The sequence below is a fragment of the Spiroplasma tabanidicola genome (assembly GCF_009730595.1).
Lineage (GTDB): Bacteria > Bacillota_I > Bacilli_A > Mycoplasmatales > Mycoplasmataceae > Spiroplasma_A > Spiroplasma_A tabanidicola.
The window spans coordinates 1,144,784-1,162,902 of the sequence record NZ_CP046276.1 but is presented as its reverse complement, the minus strand read 5'-3'; the positions used below and the strand labels follow the sequence as shown (position 1 = coordinate 1,162,902).

15 protein-coding genes and 2 pseudogenes are annotated in these 18,119 nt (G+C 27.4%); 9 read left to right on the top strand and 8 right to left on the bottom strand.

Annotated features, from left to right (window positions below):
- Window positions 1–10: 10 nt before the first annotated feature.
- Complete coding sequence (locus tag STABA_RS05190) at window positions 11–238, bottom strand: ATP-binding cassette domain-containing protein (protein ID WP_156007239.1); 228 nt, start codon at window positions 236–238, stop codon at window positions 11–13.
- Window positions 239–353: 115 nt separating this feature from the next.
- Entirely contained in the window at window positions 354–1,589 is a 1,236-nt protein-coding gene (locus tag STABA_RS05185; protein WP_156007237.1) for an ABC transporter transmembrane domain-containing protein, read from the bottom strand.
- 208 nt (window positions 1,590–1,797) lie between these two features.
- On the opposite strand from STABA_RS05185, the gene STABA_RS05180 reads away from it, so the two are divergent.
- The 4 genes from STABA_RS05180 to truA all read left to right on the top strand — a co-directional run bounded on the left by STABA_RS05180 (window position 1,798) and on the right by truA (window position 5,885).
- A complete protein-coding gene (locus tag STABA_RS05180; RefSeq protein WP_156007234.1) occupies window positions 1,798–3,000 on the top strand; it encodes an energy-coupling factor transporter ATPase in 1,203 nt (400 codons plus the stop codon).
- A 308-nt stretch (window positions 3,001–3,308) separates the two neighbouring features.
- Window positions 3,309–4,208: an energy-coupling factor transporter ATPase gene (locus STABA_RS05175; RefSeq protein ID WP_343031712.1), complete on the top strand. Its 900-nt coding sequence runs from the start codon at window positions 3,309–3,311 to the stop codon at window positions 4,206–4,208.
- A 10-nt stretch (window positions 4,209–4,218) separates the two neighbouring features.
- Window positions 4,219–5,136, top strand: a complete 918-nt coding sequence (locus STABA_RS05170) for an energy-coupling factor transporter transmembrane component T family protein (protein WP_156007232.1) — start codon at window positions 4,219–4,221, stop codon at window positions 5,134–5,136.
- Window positions 5,136–5,885 carry a tRNA pseudouridine(38-40) synthase TruA gene (gene truA, locus STABA_RS05165; protein WP_156007230.1) on the top strand — a complete coding sequence of 250 codons (750 nt, stop codon included), beginning with the start codon at window positions 5,136–5,138 and terminating at the stop codon, window positions 5,883–5,885. The genes STABA_RS05170 and truA overlap by 1 nt, the downstream gene beginning before the upstream one ends.
- Window positions 5,886–6,076: 191 nt before the next feature.
- On the opposite strand, the gene STABA_RS05160 is transcribed toward truA, so the two are convergent.
- The 6 genes from STABA_RS05160 to STABA_RS05135 all read right to left on the bottom strand — a co-directional run bounded on the left by STABA_RS05160 (window position 6,077) and on the right by STABA_RS05135 (window position 11,843).
- Window positions 6,077–6,301, bottom strand: a complete 225-nt coding sequence (locus STABA_RS05160; RefSeq protein WP_281349621.1) for an IS3 family transposase — start codon at window positions 6,299–6,301, stop codon at window positions 6,077–6,079.
- 172 nt (window positions 6,302–6,473) lie between these two features.
- Window positions 6,474–6,971: a hypothetical protein gene (locus STABA_RS05155; protein ID WP_156007226.1), complete on the bottom strand. Its 498-nt coding sequence runs from the start codon at window positions 6,969–6,971 to the stop codon at window positions 6,474–6,476.
- Window positions 6,972–6,980: 9 nt separating this feature from the next.
- The gene (locus STABA_RS05150; RefSeq protein WP_156007224.1) at window positions 6,981–7,238 is read right to left on the bottom strand and encodes a transposase; all 258 of its coding nucleotides are present in this window, start codon (window positions 7,236–7,238) and stop codon (window positions 6,981–6,983) included.
- A gap of 87 nt (window positions 7,239–7,325) precedes the next feature.
- Window positions 7,326–8,444 carry a mannitol dehydrogenase family protein gene (locus tag STABA_RS05145; RefSeq protein ID WP_156007222.1) on the bottom strand — a complete coding sequence of 373 codons (1,119 nt, stop codon included), beginning with the start codon at window positions 8,442–8,444 and terminating at the stop codon, window positions 7,326–7,328.
- Window positions 8,444–10,309 (bottom strand): PTS sugar transporter subunit IIA, encoded by a 1,866-nt coding sequence (locus STABA_RS05140; RefSeq protein WP_156007220.1) that lies wholly within the window; start codon window positions 10,307–10,309, stop codon window positions 8,444–8,446. The genes STABA_RS05145 and STABA_RS05140 overlap by 1 nt, the downstream gene beginning before the upstream one ends.
- Window positions 10,287–11,843: a PTS transporter subunit EIIC gene (locus STABA_RS05135; RefSeq protein ID WP_156007219.1), complete on the bottom strand. Its 1,557-nt coding sequence runs from the start codon at window positions 11,841–11,843 to the stop codon at window positions 10,287–10,289. Before STABA_RS05135 ends, STABA_RS05140 begins: the two co-directional genes overlap by 23 nt.
- 194 nt (window positions 11,844–12,037) lie before the next feature.
- On the opposite strand from STABA_RS05135, the gene rplM reads away from it, so the two are divergent.
- The 5 genes and pseudogenes from rplM to STABA_RS06115 all read left to right on the top strand — a co-directional run bounded on the left by rplM (window position 12,038) and on the right by STABA_RS06115 (window position 18,090).
- Window positions 12,038–12,490 carry a 50S ribosomal protein L13 gene (rplM, locus tag STABA_RS05130; RefSeq protein ID WP_156007218.1) on the top strand — a complete coding sequence of 151 codons (453 nt, stop codon included), beginning with the start codon at window positions 12,038–12,040 and terminating at the stop codon, window positions 12,488–12,490.
- Window positions 12,490–12,897, top strand: coding sequence for a 30S ribosomal protein S9 (gene rpsI, locus STABA_RS05125; RefSeq protein ID WP_170264713.1), 408 nt, complete (start codon window positions 12,490–12,492; stop codon window positions 12,895–12,897). The genes rplM and rpsI overlap by 1 nt, the downstream gene beginning before the upstream one ends.
- Window positions 12,898–13,031: 134 nt before the next feature.
- Complete coding sequence (adhE, locus tag STABA_RS05120; RefSeq protein WP_156007217.1) at window positions 13,032–15,635, top strand: bifunctional acetaldehyde-CoA/alcohol dehydrogenase; 2,604 nt, start codon at window positions 13,032–13,034, stop codon at window positions 15,633–15,635.
- Window positions 15,636–15,717: 82 nt separating this feature from the next.
- A pseudogene (locus STABA_RS05115) lies at window positions 15,718–17,517 on the top strand (pyruvate formate lyase family protein); the annotation flags it as partial.
- A pseudogene (locus STABA_RS06115) lies at window positions 17,491–18,090 on the top strand (glycine radical domain-containing protein). The pseudogenes STABA_RS05115 and STABA_RS06115, both read left to right, overlap by 27 nt.
- The last annotated feature ends 29 nt before the right edge of the window (window positions 18,091–18,119 follow it).

Below are 18,119 nucleotides of genomic sequence, written 5' to 3'. Positions count from 1 at the left end.
GGTCATTTTTTTATAATTTAACTACTTTATTAAATTGTTTAACAATATTTTGATCTAATTTATGAGCAACCATTATAATAGTTTTATTTTTATCTTTTAAAAAGATATCTAAAACTTTAAAGGCAGTTTTTTCATCAAGAGCAGAAGTGATTTCATCTAAAAATAATCACTCTTTGTTAACTATTAATCCTCGAATAATTGAAAGTCTTTGTCTTTCTCCTCCAGATAGATTTAACATATTGTCTGAAACTTGAGTATTTAACCCATCAGGTAGTTTTTTAATAATTCATCTAAATTTAGCAATTCAAAATAATTTTTAACTTCGTCTTCTTTGATTTTTTTATTAGCGATAGTTAAATTTTCAAAATAGTTCCCTTAGTTAATACTATATCCTGTCCAATATATGCACAAAGTGGTCTAATATCATATTCTTTTAAATTAACTCCGTTAATAAATACTTGTCCTTGACTAGCGTTATTTGAATTAAAAATTAATTTTAAAAGTGTAGATTTACCAGCTCCACTTTCTCCTTGTATTAAAACTTTATCATTTTTTATAATACTTAAATTAAAGTCTTTAATAACATGATTGTCATGGTCATCATATTTAAAGTTTAAGTTTTTTAGCTCAATTGAATCAAGTTTTTGTACTGCTACTAAATTTATATTATCTTTAATATCTTTAAAATCAATTTTAACTACATTTTTATAACTTAATATTCCCATTAAACTTCTTACGCTTGATCCTCCAAAGAAACAATAAACACCACTAATAATATTTAGAGTTGTAATTGTTCCGATGCTTTTTATAAATCCAGCAAGATACATTCAACTAAATAAAATAATTAAAATAACTTGTCCTAAAAATAAAATTACACTAAATAAAAGATTAGAAAAGTTTAAAATATTCTCTTTTTTTCGATTTTTTGCTTCTAAAATTTTAGATCCTGTATTAATTTTTTCAATTAATTGTTTTGTTTCATTCATACTTCAATACACTCAATAAGAATTAAAACTATCTTTTGTAGTTTGTAAAAATTTATCATTTTTATCATTTGCAATATTTACAACTTTTTGACTAGTTTTTGACATTATACTTGGCACAATAATGATTAATATTGATAAAATAATACAACTTAATAAAGATATTCAACTTATATAAGCTATAAAACCAAAACCAACAATTATTGCTAAACAGCAATTAGTTATTTCAAAAATATTTTTGTAATAACTATTTGCTAATTGATTAACTTTATTTGAGTTTAAGTTTATAAATTCTCCTGAATCTAACTTTAATTCATAGTTTTCTTTAAATGTATTATAAGCTACAATTTTTCTTAAATTATTATTTATAATTGCTAATGAACTGTTTAAAATTAAATCACAGATATAATCAAGTATTAAATGACCAAGTATTAAACCACATGCAGTTCCTGAAGCTATAAGAAATTTATTTAAATTTTTATCAATTGCACTATCAATAATGAATGAAAAAGCATAACTCATTGCAACATAACAAGCATTACTTAATAAAGACAAAAAACTATAGATAAAATAGTTAAATCATACAGTTTTATTAAATTTTTTCATAATTTTATCCTTTCATATAGGTTATAGCATAGGCTTATTTATAAGGCTTTATAGTAAGTTTATGAAAATTTGAAAAAAATTTTATTTTATAAAAAATTTAATTAATTATAAAAACTCTTTGCTTACTTATCATTTTTATATAAAATATAAATAATGATTAAATACATTTTGGTATAATTTATACAAATTGTGAAAGGACAAATTTAATATGTCAGAACAAAAACTTTTAACTACAAAGGAACTAAATGATTTTAAATTATTATTGAATGAATATAATGATAAATTAGTACGTTCTAGTCAAAAATTAATAATTGCAAAAATGAAGCTTTCAAAAGGTGAAATTACTGTAGATATTGTTAAAGAATATGAAGAAGAGTTCAAAAAAGCAAAAGCTGAGTTTAAAAACAAAGTGGATAATCAACAATTTGTAGAAAACTTGAAATTAGCAAAACAATTGTTAGCAAATCACAAAAAAGGTGATGATCAATATTGACATGCTTATCAAGATTTAAAATTAGCACAGTTTCTTTTAAAAGAATCTAAAATCGCTATGAAAGATCGTGGTCACGGGGGAGAACTATCTAAATTATCAAATACTGCATTAAAACTTAATAATATAAAATTTAGATATAATCCAAATCATCCATTTGCTGTTAACGGAGTAAGCGTTGAAGTAAATCATGGTGAATATGTTGCAATTATTGGTCATAATGGGAGTGGTAAATCTACATTATCTAAAATTATTATTGGAGTTTTAGTTCCAACAAGTGGTTCAATTGAACTTTATGGAAATAAAGTAACTTCAAGTAATATAAATATTGCTAGAAAATTTTTAGGAATAGTTTTTCAAAACCCTGATAATCAGTTCATTGGTTCAACTGTTAGAGATGATATTGCTTTTGGTTTAGAAAATAGAAGAGTAGCACCATCAAAAATGTCAGATATTATCGAATGAGCTGCAAAAAAAGTTAATATGTATGACTTTTTAGATCACGAACCATTAATGCTATCTGGAGGTCAAAAACAACGTGTTGCGATTGCATCAGCTCTAGCATTATCACCTGACATTTTAATCTTTGATGAAGCAACAAGTATGTTAGATCCAAAAGGAAAAACAGAAGTTAAAAATATTATGGTTGAATTAAAAAACACTAGAGAAAAAACTATATTTTCGATAACTCATGATATGGATGAAATTTTAAATGCTGATAAAGTTTTAGTTATGAATAAAGGGGAATTAGTAAAATTTGGAACACCAAAAGAAATTTTAGCAGATAAAGAATTTTTAAGATCTATTCACTTAGATATTCCTTTTGTTGCCCAAGTTGAAGAAGCTTTATCTAATGTTGGAATAAATCTTGAACACAGTAATAGTTTAGAAGAGTTGGTGAATAAGATATGTCAAAACTAAAAAATATGAACCAGGAGCAAAGAGCTCAAGCGATGATTGAAAGAAAAGTTTCAAAGGCAAAATATAAAGAACATTTAAGAGAACTTGCAGTACATAATCGTGAAGAAAATAAAAAAAGAAAAAAAAGACATAAAGAAATTGCAAAACTTATAAAAAAAGATAAACCAAACCAAGTTAAATATAAAAAAGAGTTTGAAGCAGTTAAAAAAGAATCATTAAAACATGTTAATGAAAGAGTTCAAAAAGTAAACGATTGATATAAAACAGTTGAAAAATCTAAATCAGTAGAAAAACATTATAAAAAACAATTAAAAAAAGCAAAACAACCAGCTTTTGATTTTAATGGAGATATTGTTTTTGAAAATGTTTCATATACTTATTCAAAAGGAACCCCATTTGAATTTAGAGCACTTAACGGAACTGATATAAGTATTAAAAAAGGAAAAATTACAGCTATCATTGGTATGACGGGTAGTGGAAAATCAACTTTAATTCAATTAACAAATGGTTTAATTATTTCAGAAACAGGTAGAACTATTATAGGAAATTATTCACTTTATGCTAAAACTAAAAAAATAAAAGAAGTTAAAGATTTGCGTAGAGAAATTGGTCTAGTATTTCAATTTCCAGAATATCAATTATTCCAAGATTCAATTGAAAAAGATATTGCATTTGGTCCAATTAACTTAGGAGCAGAAAAAACTCAATCTCTTAAAAATGTTCCTAATTTATTAAAAATGGTAGATTTACCAGTTGAATATGCTTCAAGAAATCCATTTGATTTATCTGGGGGTCAAAAACGTAGAGTTGCTATTGCTGGAATTATTGCAATGGATGGAGATACATTAGTACTTGATGAACCTACTGGGGGATTAGATCCGCAGGGTGAAGAAGACTTTATGAAACTTTTTTATAATCTAAATAAAGAAAAAGGAAAAAGAATTATAATAGTTACTCACAATATGGATCACGTTTTACAAATCGCAGATGAAGTAATTGTTATGCATAAAGGAAAAGTGATTTCTGTGGGAGATCCTTTTGAAATATTTTCAAATTTTGACTTGCTAAGAACAATTGAAATAGAACCACCAAAATTATATAAATTAGCATATAAATTAAAAGAACAAGGAATAGATATTACTACAAGTAAATTTAGAACTGTTGAAGAAGTAGCTAATGCAATTAAGCTAGCAAAAAATAGAAAGTAGGTGTAAAAAAATGAGAATGGTATTTGGTAGATACATGCCTTATAACTCAGTGGTTCATAGAATGGATCCAAGAATTAAATTGTTTATGGTTATTGCATTAATTGTTGCAGTATTTATGCCGGTTGGATTTACAGGATTTGTTTTAATAGGTACTGGGATTATATGTATGTATACAATAAGCAAGCTAAGCTTTAAAATGTTATTTAAATTATTTACACCGATTTTATTTATTTTTATAATGCTTATAATTTTAAATATCTTTGTTTTACATCCAGAAACAAACGATACAAGTATAAATTGAACTGTATTAGGTTCTAGTGGAGCAAGATATGCAGAATCAAGTGATTATGGATATATTTTTAATTATAAAAAATTATGATTTTCCGAAAAAGCTTTATATAGAGCAACATATATGACTTTAAGAATATTTTTAATGATTACTTTAACAACAATCTTAACAGGGACAACTCAACCTTTAGAGTTAACTTTAGCTATTGAAGATCTTTTATGACCTTTAAAGTTAATTGGAATTCCAGTTTATATTTTTTCTATTATTATTTCTATTGCTTTAAGAATGATTCCGACTTTAATTGATGAAGCAGGAAGAATTATGAAGGCGCAATCTTCAAGAGGAATAGACTTTAAGAATGGAAATTTAGCAGATAAAGTTAAAGGAACAACATCTTTGATTATTCCGTTGTTAGTATCATCATTTAATAAAGCCGAAGATTTAGCTTTTGCAATGGATTCAAGAGGGTTTGATCCGCATGCAAAAAGAACAAGATATAGACAAGTCAAATTTAGACTTTTAGATTGAGTAATATTTTTAATTTATATTGGTATAGCGGCAATTTTATTTTGTTATCCTTATGTTGAAGTGTTAAGACAAGTTGAAATTCCGAGAATCGATGCAATTCTAAACTTATAATGTTTTACTATTTATTTACAATTGAGTATGACGGTACAGATTTTTGTGGATGAGCTAAGCAAAAAGGACAAAAAACTATTCAAGGCGAAATTGAAAGAGCTATTAATTTAGTTACTAGAAACTCTCACTACAGAGTTGTTGGAGCATCAAAAACAGATTCTGGAGTACATGCAAAAGATCAAAAAGCCTGAATAGAATTGGATTTTAAACCAAACATATTAGGCTTTTTAAATGCTTTAAATAGAGCGTTGCCCCTTGGAATAAAAATAAGGAAAGCTAATCAAATAGAAAAAACTTTTAGAGTTAGAAATTGTATTAAAAAGGTTTATCATTATCAAATTAGTTTAAAGCCTAAAAGCGTATTTTCGAATCGATATTGATTTTTTTCAAACCAAGATTATGATTTAAGAAAATTAGAACAAGCTTTAAATCTATTTATAGGAGAACATAATTTTAAAAACTTTTCAGGTTTAAAAGGAAAAGAATTAGATACTATAAATACTATAAGAAAAATAGATTTAATATTTTTAAAACAAGAGAATGATGATATTATTATAGTTTTTGAAGCTAAAGGTTTTATAAGATATCAAATTAGATCTATAGTCGGTGTTTGCTTAGCTTATTCTTGTGGTAAAATAACTTTAGAAAATATAAAAAACGTTTTAGATTTAAAAGAAGAAAAACTACCCTATATGGCAAATCCTGAAGGTCTTATATTATATGAAATAAATTATGAGTTTGACAGCTAACTATTTATAAATTACTATATTAAAAGTGGTTAAAGAAACATTAAATAACGTCATATTTAAAAGTAATTAAATATTAAAATATAGTTTATTTGGATAAACTTTTAGTGATAAGTATAAACCTTAAGTTAATAATTAATTACCTTAACCACAAAAAAATAAAAGTACCTTTTTATTGTCAATTAAAATTGACATTAAAAATGTACTTTCTCCATACGAAATTCGTATGGAGTTTTTTTATGTTTCAACATAGGTCTAACATAATTATAAAAATCAATATAATCTGAAATTATTGTATAGATATTTGAAAAGTTTAACTCTTTTATTTTATAAGTATAAATACATTCATTTTTTATTGTTCCAAAAAAAGATTCGAACGCTCCGTTATCAGGAGAGTTACCTCTTCTTGACATGGATATACTTATCTTGTTTTCATCACATAAACTTTTTCAAGTTTCATTGGTATAAGACTAACTTGATCAGAATGAATAATATCAGGAGCGCCTCTCTTTTCGACTGCAGAGATAAGGATTGTATAACATAATTTACCATTAGGAATGTTAGATAATTTTCAATCAACAATTTCTGAATCTAAAAATCTTTTACAACAGATAAATATGCATTTCCTGAAGCTGTCTTTATGTAAGTTACATCTGTAACTCATTTTTGCTTTAAACAATCTGCATTGAAATTCTTATCCAATAAGTTTTCATATCTCAAAGGACAAGATTTGTCATATTTTGGCACTCTTTTTTTTTGAACTGCTTTTAAATTATTGATTTTCATATATCTATAAACTACTCATGGTTTTAAGTTTTGATTAAAATATTTGTTTAAAAGTAAAGTTATTACGTTGTAACCTAAACGTTTTTTAAACAAATAAAAAATAAATTTTATTTTTATAACAAGAACTCCATTGTAGTTTTTATTCATAGGTTTTCCGTTTTTTAGTCATTTTAAATAACCAAATCTTGAAACACCTAGATATTTACAAACTAAGGTTAAAGTAAACTTTTTTGAACAATTAAAAATGGCGAAGTACTTTTTCTTAGTTGTCTTCGCCAAATGCTTTTTTAGTGCTCGCTCCAATTTTAATGCTTATCTTAATTCTTCTGTTGTCATATCAACAGGGTCTTTAAAAATTCAATCATGAGACTTAAATTTCTTAATACTTCTTTTTGTTTGAATTCCATTCCCTCATTCAAGAACGCCTTCACCTTTAGTTTTAAATTCTGCTTTTCATCTTTTGACTGTACTTGTGCTAACATCATATTTTAATGCAGCATTTGTTATTCCAATTTTTTTAGACTCTTCAATAATATTAATTTTTTCGTTTTTTGATCATTGTTTTGCCATATAAAAAGAACACCTTTCAATAAATTTTTAAAAATAAAAGTACTTTTTATTGTCAATTTTATTTTAGATGTTCACTTAGCACTTTTTTTATAATATTTTATTTAGAATATAGTCGTTAATATTTTCAATAAGTTCTTTTGCAATATCTTTTACTTTGTAGTTTTTATCTAAAAGATTTTGTATTTTTAAACCATCTTCATCTTCTTTGTTATTGTACGATAAAGCATTTATTAGAGATTGTTTTATATATTTTACTTCAAGATTATTGTCAATTCCTAACAATAAAGGTTTTATTACTCTTTCATCTAGTTGAATTTTTTTTATAGTATTTCTAGCAACTCTTGAAAACTCATCTCTAATAAAAGGATTTTTAAATCTTTTTATTAAAGTTTCAACAAAACTCTTCAACTCTTTTTTATCATATTTAAAAACAACCTCAATAATATCAGACATCTCTTTTAAATAGTTTTTTAAAAAATTATTTAACTCATTATTGTCATTAGAATTTAACACATCAACTATTATTGGATTATTAAATTTAGAAAGTTGCCATTCCTTTCAAGCGAGAGAAGCGTGTGTTCCGTTCAACATTCAAACTTTTTTACAAATATCAGCATCAATATCATTGGTATAAGTCATTCCTTTTATTTTATTAATATTTTCAGGTCACTTTTCATTATCTACTACTCAAGAAAAATAAGGTTCTACTTTAACATCTAAGGATAAAACTTTTTCATTAGGTACGATTCTATCAACCATAACATCTATAAATTTTATTAAATCATCATCATATTGATAGTCTTGCTTAATAATCTGAGCAAAATAACTAGAAACTTTTTCTCCATTTTCACAGCACATTATTATTAGAGTTTGTTTGACTGCTTCTTTTTCTTTAATTATGCTAATAACACTATCTTTAATGTATTTTAAATTAACCGATGATATTGATGTTGTTATAATACTTACTGTTTTTTTATTGATTAAATCAATGTCACTAGAGTTCAAAGCTTTAAAATTCTTATAAATTTTTGTTTTATTTTCTTCATTTAATTCAATCACTTTATATTGTGCAATATTTTTTAAACTATCAATCAACTCTTTATTGCTATCTACAAAATAAAATTCTTTTATTTGGTTGCTATCAATTAGGATTGGAGCTATAAATCCTCTACCAATATTTCCCGCTCCAAAGTGTACTACATTCATTAGAAATTAAACTCCTCTAATATTCTTTCTTCTGATGGGTTTTTTATTAATTCTTCTACAAAATCAAGTTCCATCATTTTTTCGGCTATATTTGATAAAATGTCCATATGATTGTTACTTTTTGCAGCAATCCCTATAAAAAAATTAACAGGATTTGAATCATAATCAATAGGCTCTTTGTAATGAATAACTACAATACCATCTTTAATAACACCTTTTTGATCAAGTCCATGTGGAATTGCTAAATAATTGCCAATGTATACAGAAAACTTTTTCTCTCTTTCTATCATTGAGTTTATGTATTCATCTTCTATATATCCTTGACTTTTAAGTAAGTTTGCACATTGCAAAATAGCCTCGTTTTTATCTTTCGCTTTTTGGTTTATTAATATATTTTCTTTTTTTAAAATCTGATTTTGCATTTTTCCTCCTAGTAAATTTTTATAAATTGTTTCAGTTATAACTTTATGAATCTCATTTTTACTTTTTAAAATTAATATTAAAGGCATTAAAATAAAATTTTCAATTTTAAATTCGCTTATATCAACTGCAGATATAATGATGTCATACCTTTTTAAAACTTGTTTGTTAATGTTCGAAAAAGCAATATTTTCAATTTTTGCGTTGCGATACATAGATGCTAAATGATTTTTTATCATAGCACTTTGACCCATTCCGCCAATACAAATTGTTAAAATATTAATTTCAAGTTCATAAATATAAGTATCAAATCAAACCAATATGTGAATAAAAATCTCATATTGAATCAACTTTAATACCTTACTATCATTAAAAAACTTAGCTACACAATCTTTTATGACTTTTCATAATTCTGTATAAGTATTAATATATTGACTTAAATTTCTGTTGTATTCAGCTAATATTATTTCATCAATATTAGTAGAATCAAGATTAGATTTTATGTGATCTTTTATTCGTTTTTGAATATCTTTATTTAAATTAATATTACTTTTAAATAACTTTTTGATTTGTTTATTTAAATATTCAGTAAATAAATCAATCTCTTCATTAAAATTATTATTTGAGTAGTGGTTAATTGTAAACAATTTTAATTTTTCTGTGCAATAAATTTTTTTGACTAGTTCATAAAAATCTCTTTGATTATTGAGTGAGACAATAGCTATCATAAGCTCTTTATTATTTGGGTGATTTAACCATAAAGTTATTTTTATTGACAAAATTATTATTTCATAATTTGATATATTATATTGATTTGAAGCATGTTCTAAAGTTCAAATAAATATTTTGTTGTAAATACTAATGTTATATTTTTTTTCTAAAGATTTATAAATATAGCTCGAAAATAGTTTTTCAATGCTATTTAACTTTAAAATAGAATAAACTTGTTTTAAAGATAAATGTTTAATAATTATATCTATTAAAATTTTAATTTCTTTATCTTTTTGTATATTAGATATTTTAATCCCTCTACTATCGATTGATAAGTTAGCTTCATTCTGAATAAATATATTTCTTAATTCATTTATATCATTTTCTAAAATTTTCATTGAAACATCTAAATCATCAATAAGCTGACTTTTTGCAATATGTAAATCTCTTAATAAAATCATAAATATATAAATTAATCGTTCTTCTTTTAATAAAAATGAGTCATCTAATTGTAATTGTTCTAATAAATTAATATCAGATCCAATAAAATGAATTGAATTATTTTTTTCAATTATTCTAAATTGCCCCTTTTTTGATAAAAAGAGATTTATATCTTCAAAATCTCTTTCTCAAGTTTTTCTGCTTATGTCATAAGCTTTTGTGATTACATCCACATTAAGTTTTTTATAGCTTAATAGCGTGTATAAAATTCTAAGTTGTCTTTCTTTCTTCATTGATGTGCTCTAACTTTTCTTTAAATTCTAAAACTATTTTATCATAGAAATTTTTATCTAAAAAGTTGGATATGCTTCTATGAGTTGCATTAGGTACTTTTTGAATTGCGTATTCAGTCAACTTGTCTTGTGTTATGACAAACTTAGCATCACTTGGCAACTCTTTTACAGGATAGTTAACCACTTTAATTTTAATTCCTGCTTCTTTTAGTTTTTTTCTAAGTAAAGATGCACCCATCGCACTCGAACCCATACCAGCTTCACAAGCAAATATTATAGTATCTACTTCATTAAAGTCTAACTCTTTTAAAGGTTTTTTACTTAAATGTTTAATTTCTTTACCTTTAATTTGTTCTAGTTTTTTAGTAGCTTCTTCTAAAGTAGCTGCATTTTTTTTATATTTTTTTCTCATTATAATATGGATGAGTGATCCTGTTAATAGAGCCGCTCCACAACTTGCAAATATACCTAAATATACCCCTGCATAATTTAATGCACTTGATTGAATAAAAATCGAGATTGCTATTATTGATCCAGGTGATGACGGTGCAATTAACCCTGCATCAAATATTTGAAATATTGCATCTCCAACTAATCCCCCAACAATTAAAGCAATTATCATTTCTATTTTCATCAATATAAATGGGAAGTATACTTCATGAATACCTCCAAAGAAATGAATTACTGATGCACCAGCAGCATTTTCTCTTTGTTTTTTATCAAAAATCATAATTGCTATTAATGCTCCAAGTCCTGGTCCAGGATTTGCTTCTAATAAATATAAGATTGATCTTCCTTTTTCTGTAACCAAGCTTGGTGATAGTGCTGAGAACACTCCATGATTAATTGCGTTGTTTAAGAAAAATATTTTTGCTGGTTCTACTATAAGTGCTGTTAAAAATATAATTTTATTATTGATTAAAAATTTTACAGCTTCTGCTAGCGCTCAAGTGATTGAGTTAAATACATATGGCATTCCATAAAATGCTGCTATTCCAAGTCCAAAAGCTAAGAAACCCATTACAAAGTTATTTACAAGCATTTCAAATCCTTGTTTAATTTTTCCCTCCAACATTTTATCTATTAATTTTAATATTCCGGCAGCCATAGGTCCAACTATCATAGCTGATAAAAATTGAGGCGAAGGACTTGAACCTTCAGTAAATCCTGGATTGTATTGATTTCCAACAATTACAGCAAATACTACAAACGTCGCAATAAAACCACCTCTAGTTTTATGAACTAATTTACCTGCATTAAAACCGATCAAAACGGGTATTAAATAAGTAATAACATTACCAACAATATAATCGTTAATAGCAGCAACCGGAGTTCATCCATCTGGTATGAAAAATGCTGTTAATAGTCCTCAAGCTATCATGATACCAATTATAGGCATCATCATTGAACTTAATCATCCACCAAATTTTTGTACTCTTCTAAGAGAAGTTCTTTTGTTAAAATTATTTTTAAATCATAATGTAAAACTATTTTTGCTTTCTTTTTTATTTAATTCTTTAATTACTTCTTCCATAATTACAACTCCTTTCTACAAGTTAAACTATAATTGATAAAATAAAAAAAGATATCCTGTAAAATATTTTTTTTGTCTTATAAAAAAGACAAAAAACTAAAATAAAGACAAATTATTTTAACAACTATTTAAATTACTAGTATATAATATATATGCTTACTCACAAGCCCCGGAAGCGAAGGAGAAAAAGCACAGTGAAACAAACTACACTTATAAAAACAGCAGATATAGCTAAGAAATGATATGTAGTTGACGCAACAGATGCAATATTAGGTCGTTTATCAACTCAAGTTGCAACTGTATTAAGAGGAAAACATAAACCTGATTTTACACCTCACATTAATAATGGAGATCACGTGATCATTATTAATGCAGAAAAAGTTGTTTTAACTGGTAAAAAAGAAGCGGATAAAAACTACTACCACCATTCAATGTATCCAGGGGGATTAAAATCAAGAAACGTTAAAACACAACGTCAATTGTTCCCAGAAAGAATTATTGAAAGAGCTGTAAGATTAATGTTACCTAAAAATACCCAAGGAGCTAACCAATACCGTGCATTGCACGTTTATGCTGGTAGTGAACATCCACACCAAGCACAAAACCCAGAGGTTTTAGTGATTAATTCAAGAAAAGGAGATAAATAATGGCTGTTATCAAAAAAGACTCAGTTATGTATAGAGGAACTGGAAGAAGAAAATCTTCTATTGCTCAAGTCATTTTAGCTCCAGGTAAAGGTGGGATTATCGTAAATGGTAAACCTGCACTAGAATTTTTTCCATATCCTACACTAGTTCAAGATATGGAACAACCTTTAGAAGCTACAGGTACAAAAGAAGACTTTTCAATTAAAATTACAGTTAAAGGTGGAGGTTTCACAGGTCAAGCTGGAGCCGCTCGTTTAGGAATTGCAAGAGCTTTATTAGAAGCAAGCAAAGATTATAAAACAGATTTAAGAGGTAAAGGTTTATTAACCCGTGATGCTCGTGTTAAAGAACGTAAAAAATACGGTCTATATGGAGCGCGTAGATCACCACAATTCTCAAAGCGTTAATTTATATTTATTTTGTGTACACAAAAATACATACTTTTATAGTATGTATTTTTTTTCTAAAAGTAGGGAAAAAAATAAAATTTTCAAAAATTTTTCCAATTAGTCTATAATAATTGAGTAAGGAGATATTAAAAATGGAAGAATTGGATTTAGTTTTTGAAAAAGCAAGAAAAGCTTATGAAAAATATTCAACATTTACTCAAGAACAAGTAGACAAAATTTTTAAAGCAGCTGCATTAGCAGCTAATGAAAATCGAATTATGTTAGCAAAATTAGCTCATAATGAAACTTCAATGGGAATCTTTGAAGATAAAATATTAAAAAACCACTATGCAAGTGAATTCATTTATAACAAATATAGACATTTACAAACAGTTGGAACATTTTATGAAAATAAGGCTTTAGGAATACATAAAGTGTATGAACCAATTGGTATAGTCGGAGCCGTTATTCCTACAACTAACCCAACTGCAACTGCAATTTTTAAATGTTTACTTGCTTTAAAAACTAGAAATGCAATTGTTATTTCACCTCACCCTGGGGCAAAAAATTGTACTATAGAAGCTGCAAAAATTATATATGAAGCAGCGTTTAAAGCAGGAGCGCCAGAAGATATTATAGCTTGATTAGATTGTCCGAGTTTAGAAAAAACAAATTATGTTATGCAAAACTCAGATATAATTTTAGCTACAGGGGGCCCAGGAATGGTTAAAGCAGCATATTCATCAGGAACTCCATCAATTGGAGTTGGAGCTGGGAATGCACCAGCAATTATTGATGATTCAGCTGATTTAGATGTTGCAACTTCATCAATTGTACAATCAAATACATTTGATAATGGGGTTGTTTGTGCAACCGAAAACTCTTTAGTAATTTTAGAATCAGTATATGATAAAACAATAGAGTTATTTAAGCAAAAGAATAGTTATATTGTAACTTCTGAAGACGAGAAAAATAAATTTAGAAAAGCAATGTTTAAAGAAGGAAAATATGGTCTATTAAATGCGGATTTAGTAGGTAAATCGGCATTAAAAGTTGCGGAAATTGTAGGAATTAAAGTTCCTGAAACTACAAGATTTATTATTGTTGAAGCAAATAATACAAGTTATGATGAACCTTTAGCACATGAAAAACTTTCAACATATGTTGCTGCATATAAAGTGAAAAGTTTTGAAGAAGCAATTAAAGTTTCAAGAGAAATTTTAAAAATGGGTGCAGGTCACACAGCATCATTATGATGTGATGTTGATAAACATAAAGATAGATTAGAATTATTTAAAGGATTAAATCCAGGTAGATTATTAGTTAACTCTCCTTCATCTCTCGGTGGAGTTGGAGATATGTATAACTTTGGTATGGACCCAAGTATGACACTTGGGTGTGGAACTCACGGAAAAAACTCATTTTCACAAAATGTTGGTCCATTAAACTTATTAAATGTTAAAACTATTGCAGAAAGAAGGGAAAATATGCAGTGATTAAGATTACCAGAAAGAATTTATCATAAATATGGGTCACTACAGTATGCTTTTGAAGATTTAAGAGAATGAGATATTAAAAAAGTATATATCGTAACTGATAAAATAATTAACCAATTATACGGTAAAAGAATTACAGAGCAATTAGATAAATTGGGAATTAGTTACACAGTATTTGATGGTGTAGAACCAAACCCAATGTTATCAACAACTAAAAAAGGTGCAGAAGATATGAAACAATATCGACCAGATTTAATTATCGGGTTTGGTGGTGGTTCATCCATGGATGCTGCTAAACTTATGTGATTAATGTATGAAAACGATGGAGAAGAAGTTAATTTTAAAGATTTAGCTGTTACTTTTGCAGATATTAGAAAAAGAATCGTAAGATATCCAAACACTGGTAAAAAAGCAAAAATGCTATGTATTCCAACTACTTCAGGTACGGGATCAGAAGTAACTCCTTTCTCGGTTATTACTGATGATGAGACACATACAAAGTATCCTTTGGCAGATTATTCATTAACACCAAACATGGCAATTATTGATCCTGAATTAACTATGACAGTGCCTAAAAATGCAACAAATGCACCTGCATTAGATGCATTAACTCACTGTTTAGAGGCTTATGTTTCTGTTATGTCAACTGAATATACAGATGGATATGCAGTTCAAGGAGCAAAAAACATTTTAAACTATTTACCAAGAGCTTATAAAAACGGAACCGAAGATGTAGAAGCAAGAGCGAAAGTTATGGATGGAGCAACATTTGCAGGTATGTCATTTGCAAATGCTTTCTTAGGATTGGTTCATTCACTTTCGCATAAAGTCGGAGGATATCACAATGTAATTCATGGTGCAGCTAATGCTATTTTATTACCACACATTATTAGATATAATGCTGCATGTCTATTAGAAGGTGGAAAACAAACTTACTTTTCACAATATAAAGTACAAAATTCAATGGAAAAATATGCTCAAATGGCCAGAGAACTAGGATTAAAAGGAAAAACCGATGAACAATTAGTTGATGCTTTAATTGAAACTGTTCAAAATTTAACAAAAGAAGTTGGTTTATATGCCTCATTTAAAGATTATGGAGTTGATGAAAAAAACTTTCAAAAATCACTTGAAAAAATGGCAGAAGATGCATTTGATGATCAATGTACTGGTGCAAACCCAAGATATCCATTAATAGAAGATATTAAACAAATTTATTTAGATGCATATTATGGCAATCCAATAAAAAAATTCTCATAATTAAATAATTTTCTATAAATAGTATAAATTTATAGAAAATTTTTTATTTTTAGTAGATAATATCTTTAAGGAGGCAATTAAAATGAAATTTAAAGAATGAGAAGGTTTTGAAGAAGGATCATGAACTGAAGAAGTTGACGTTAGAAACTTTATACAAAAAAATTATAGACCTTATGAAGGTGATGATTCTTTCTTAGCAGGTCCTACTAAGAACACCACAAAACTATGAGAAATGGTTATGGAGTTATCTAAAAAAGAAAGAGAAGCTGGCGGTGTTCTAGATGTTGATAGTGATGTACCTCAAACAATTACTTCACATGCGGCAGGATTTATTGATAAAAAACTTGAAAAAGTTGTTGGTTTACAAACAGACAAACCATTTAAAAGAGGTTTAATGCCTTGAGGTGGTATTAATATGGCTATTCAAGCAAACGAATCATATGGTTTCCAAGTATCTGATCGTGTAAAAGAAATCTTTACAAAATATCGTAAAACTCACAATCAAGGGGTGTTTGACGCATATACTCCAGATATGAGAAAAATTAGAAAAAGCCATATCGTTACAGGGCTTCCAGATACTTATGGTAGAGGAAGAATTATTGGTGATTATAGAAGATTAGCTCTTTATGGAAGTGACTTTTTAATGCAAGAAAAAATTAAAGATGCATCTTTAATTGATGGAGAAATGACTGAAGAAAAAATCCGTTTAAGAGAAGAAATTACAGAACAAATTAGAGCATTAAAAGATATTACAGAAATGGCAAAAAGTTATGGTTTTGATGTATTAAAACCAGCTAAGAATGCAACCGAAGCATTTAACTTTACTTACTTGGCATATTTAGCAGCAATTAAACAAAACAATGGTGCAGCTGAATCATTTGGTAGAACTGCAACATTCTTAGATATATATGTTGAAAGAGATTTAGAAAAAGGCATCTTAACTGAAGAAGAAGCTCAAGAACTAGTTGACCATTTAGTTATGAAATTGAGAATTGTTAAATTCACAAGAACTCCTGCATATAATGAAATTTTCTCAGGAGACCCAGTTTGAGCAACTGAATCAATTGCTGGTATGGGATTAGACGGACGTCCGCTTGTAACTAAAAACTGTTTTAGATACATTCACACATTATCAAATATGGGACCTTCACCAGAACCAAACTTAACAATCTTATGATCAACAAGTTTACCAAACGGATTTAAAGAATTCTGTGCAAGATATTCAATTATGTTCTCGTCAATGCAATATGAAAATGATGATATTATGAGAACTACTCATGGTGATGACTATGCTATTGCTTGTTGTGTGTCGCCAATGAGAGTTGGAAAACAAATGCAATTCTTTGGAGCTAGAACTAACTTAGCAAAAACACTATTATACGCAATTAATGGAGGTGTCGATGAAATCTCAAAAGAACAAATCTCTCCTAAATATGAACCAGTATTAACTGGCGATGGACCATTAAATTTTGATGAAGTATGAGCAAAATTTGATAATATGATGACCTGAGTTGCGGACAAATATGTAAATACATTAAATGTAATTCACTATATGCATGATAAGTACTACTATGAAAGTGCAGAAATGTGTTTCTATGATACAAATGTACATAGATTCTTTGCAACAGGAATCGCTGGACTATCAGTAGTTGCCGACTCATTATCAGCAATTAAATATGCAAAAGTTTATCCAATTCGTGATGAAAAAGGAATTGTAACATCATATAAAACAGAAGGGGACTTCCCAAAATTTGGTAACAATGACGATAGAGTTGATGATTTAGCTAAAAAAGTGGTTAAAGTATTTATGAACAAAATTAGATCACATCACACATACAGAAATTCAGAAGCAACAATGTCAGTTTTAACAATTACTTCAAACGTAGTTTATGGAAAATCAACTGGAGATACTCCATGTGGTAGAAGATATCCTGAAGCATTTGCACCAGGAGCAAACCCGATGCATGGACGTGATTGCACAGGAGCTGTAAATTCATTAGCATCAGTATCTAAAATACCATTCAAACATGCAGCGGATGGAATTTCAAATACTTTCTCAGTTGTACCAAATGCTCTTGGAAAAGATGAAGATTTAGTAATTTCAGGAGAAATTAAAATTACTGGAGAAATTCCAAAAGACGCATTGAAATAAAAAAGTGATATAATATAGATAATAAAAAAAGTATCTGAAAGGGAGAATAAAATTATGGACAAAAAAGTTTCAAAACAACAACAAGATAATTTAGTTAATATGTTAGATGGATATATGAGCAATGGAGGGCACCACTTAAATGTTAATGTTTTAAAACGTGAAGTTTTATTAGATGCCCAACAACATCCAGAAAACTATCCTCAATTAACAATCAGAGTTTCAGGATATGCTGTTAACTTTATTAAATTAACCAAATCTCAACAAGACGAAGTTATTTCAAGAACTTTCCATCAATCAATGTAATTAGAGAAAGTTGAAAAAGGAGAGTACTT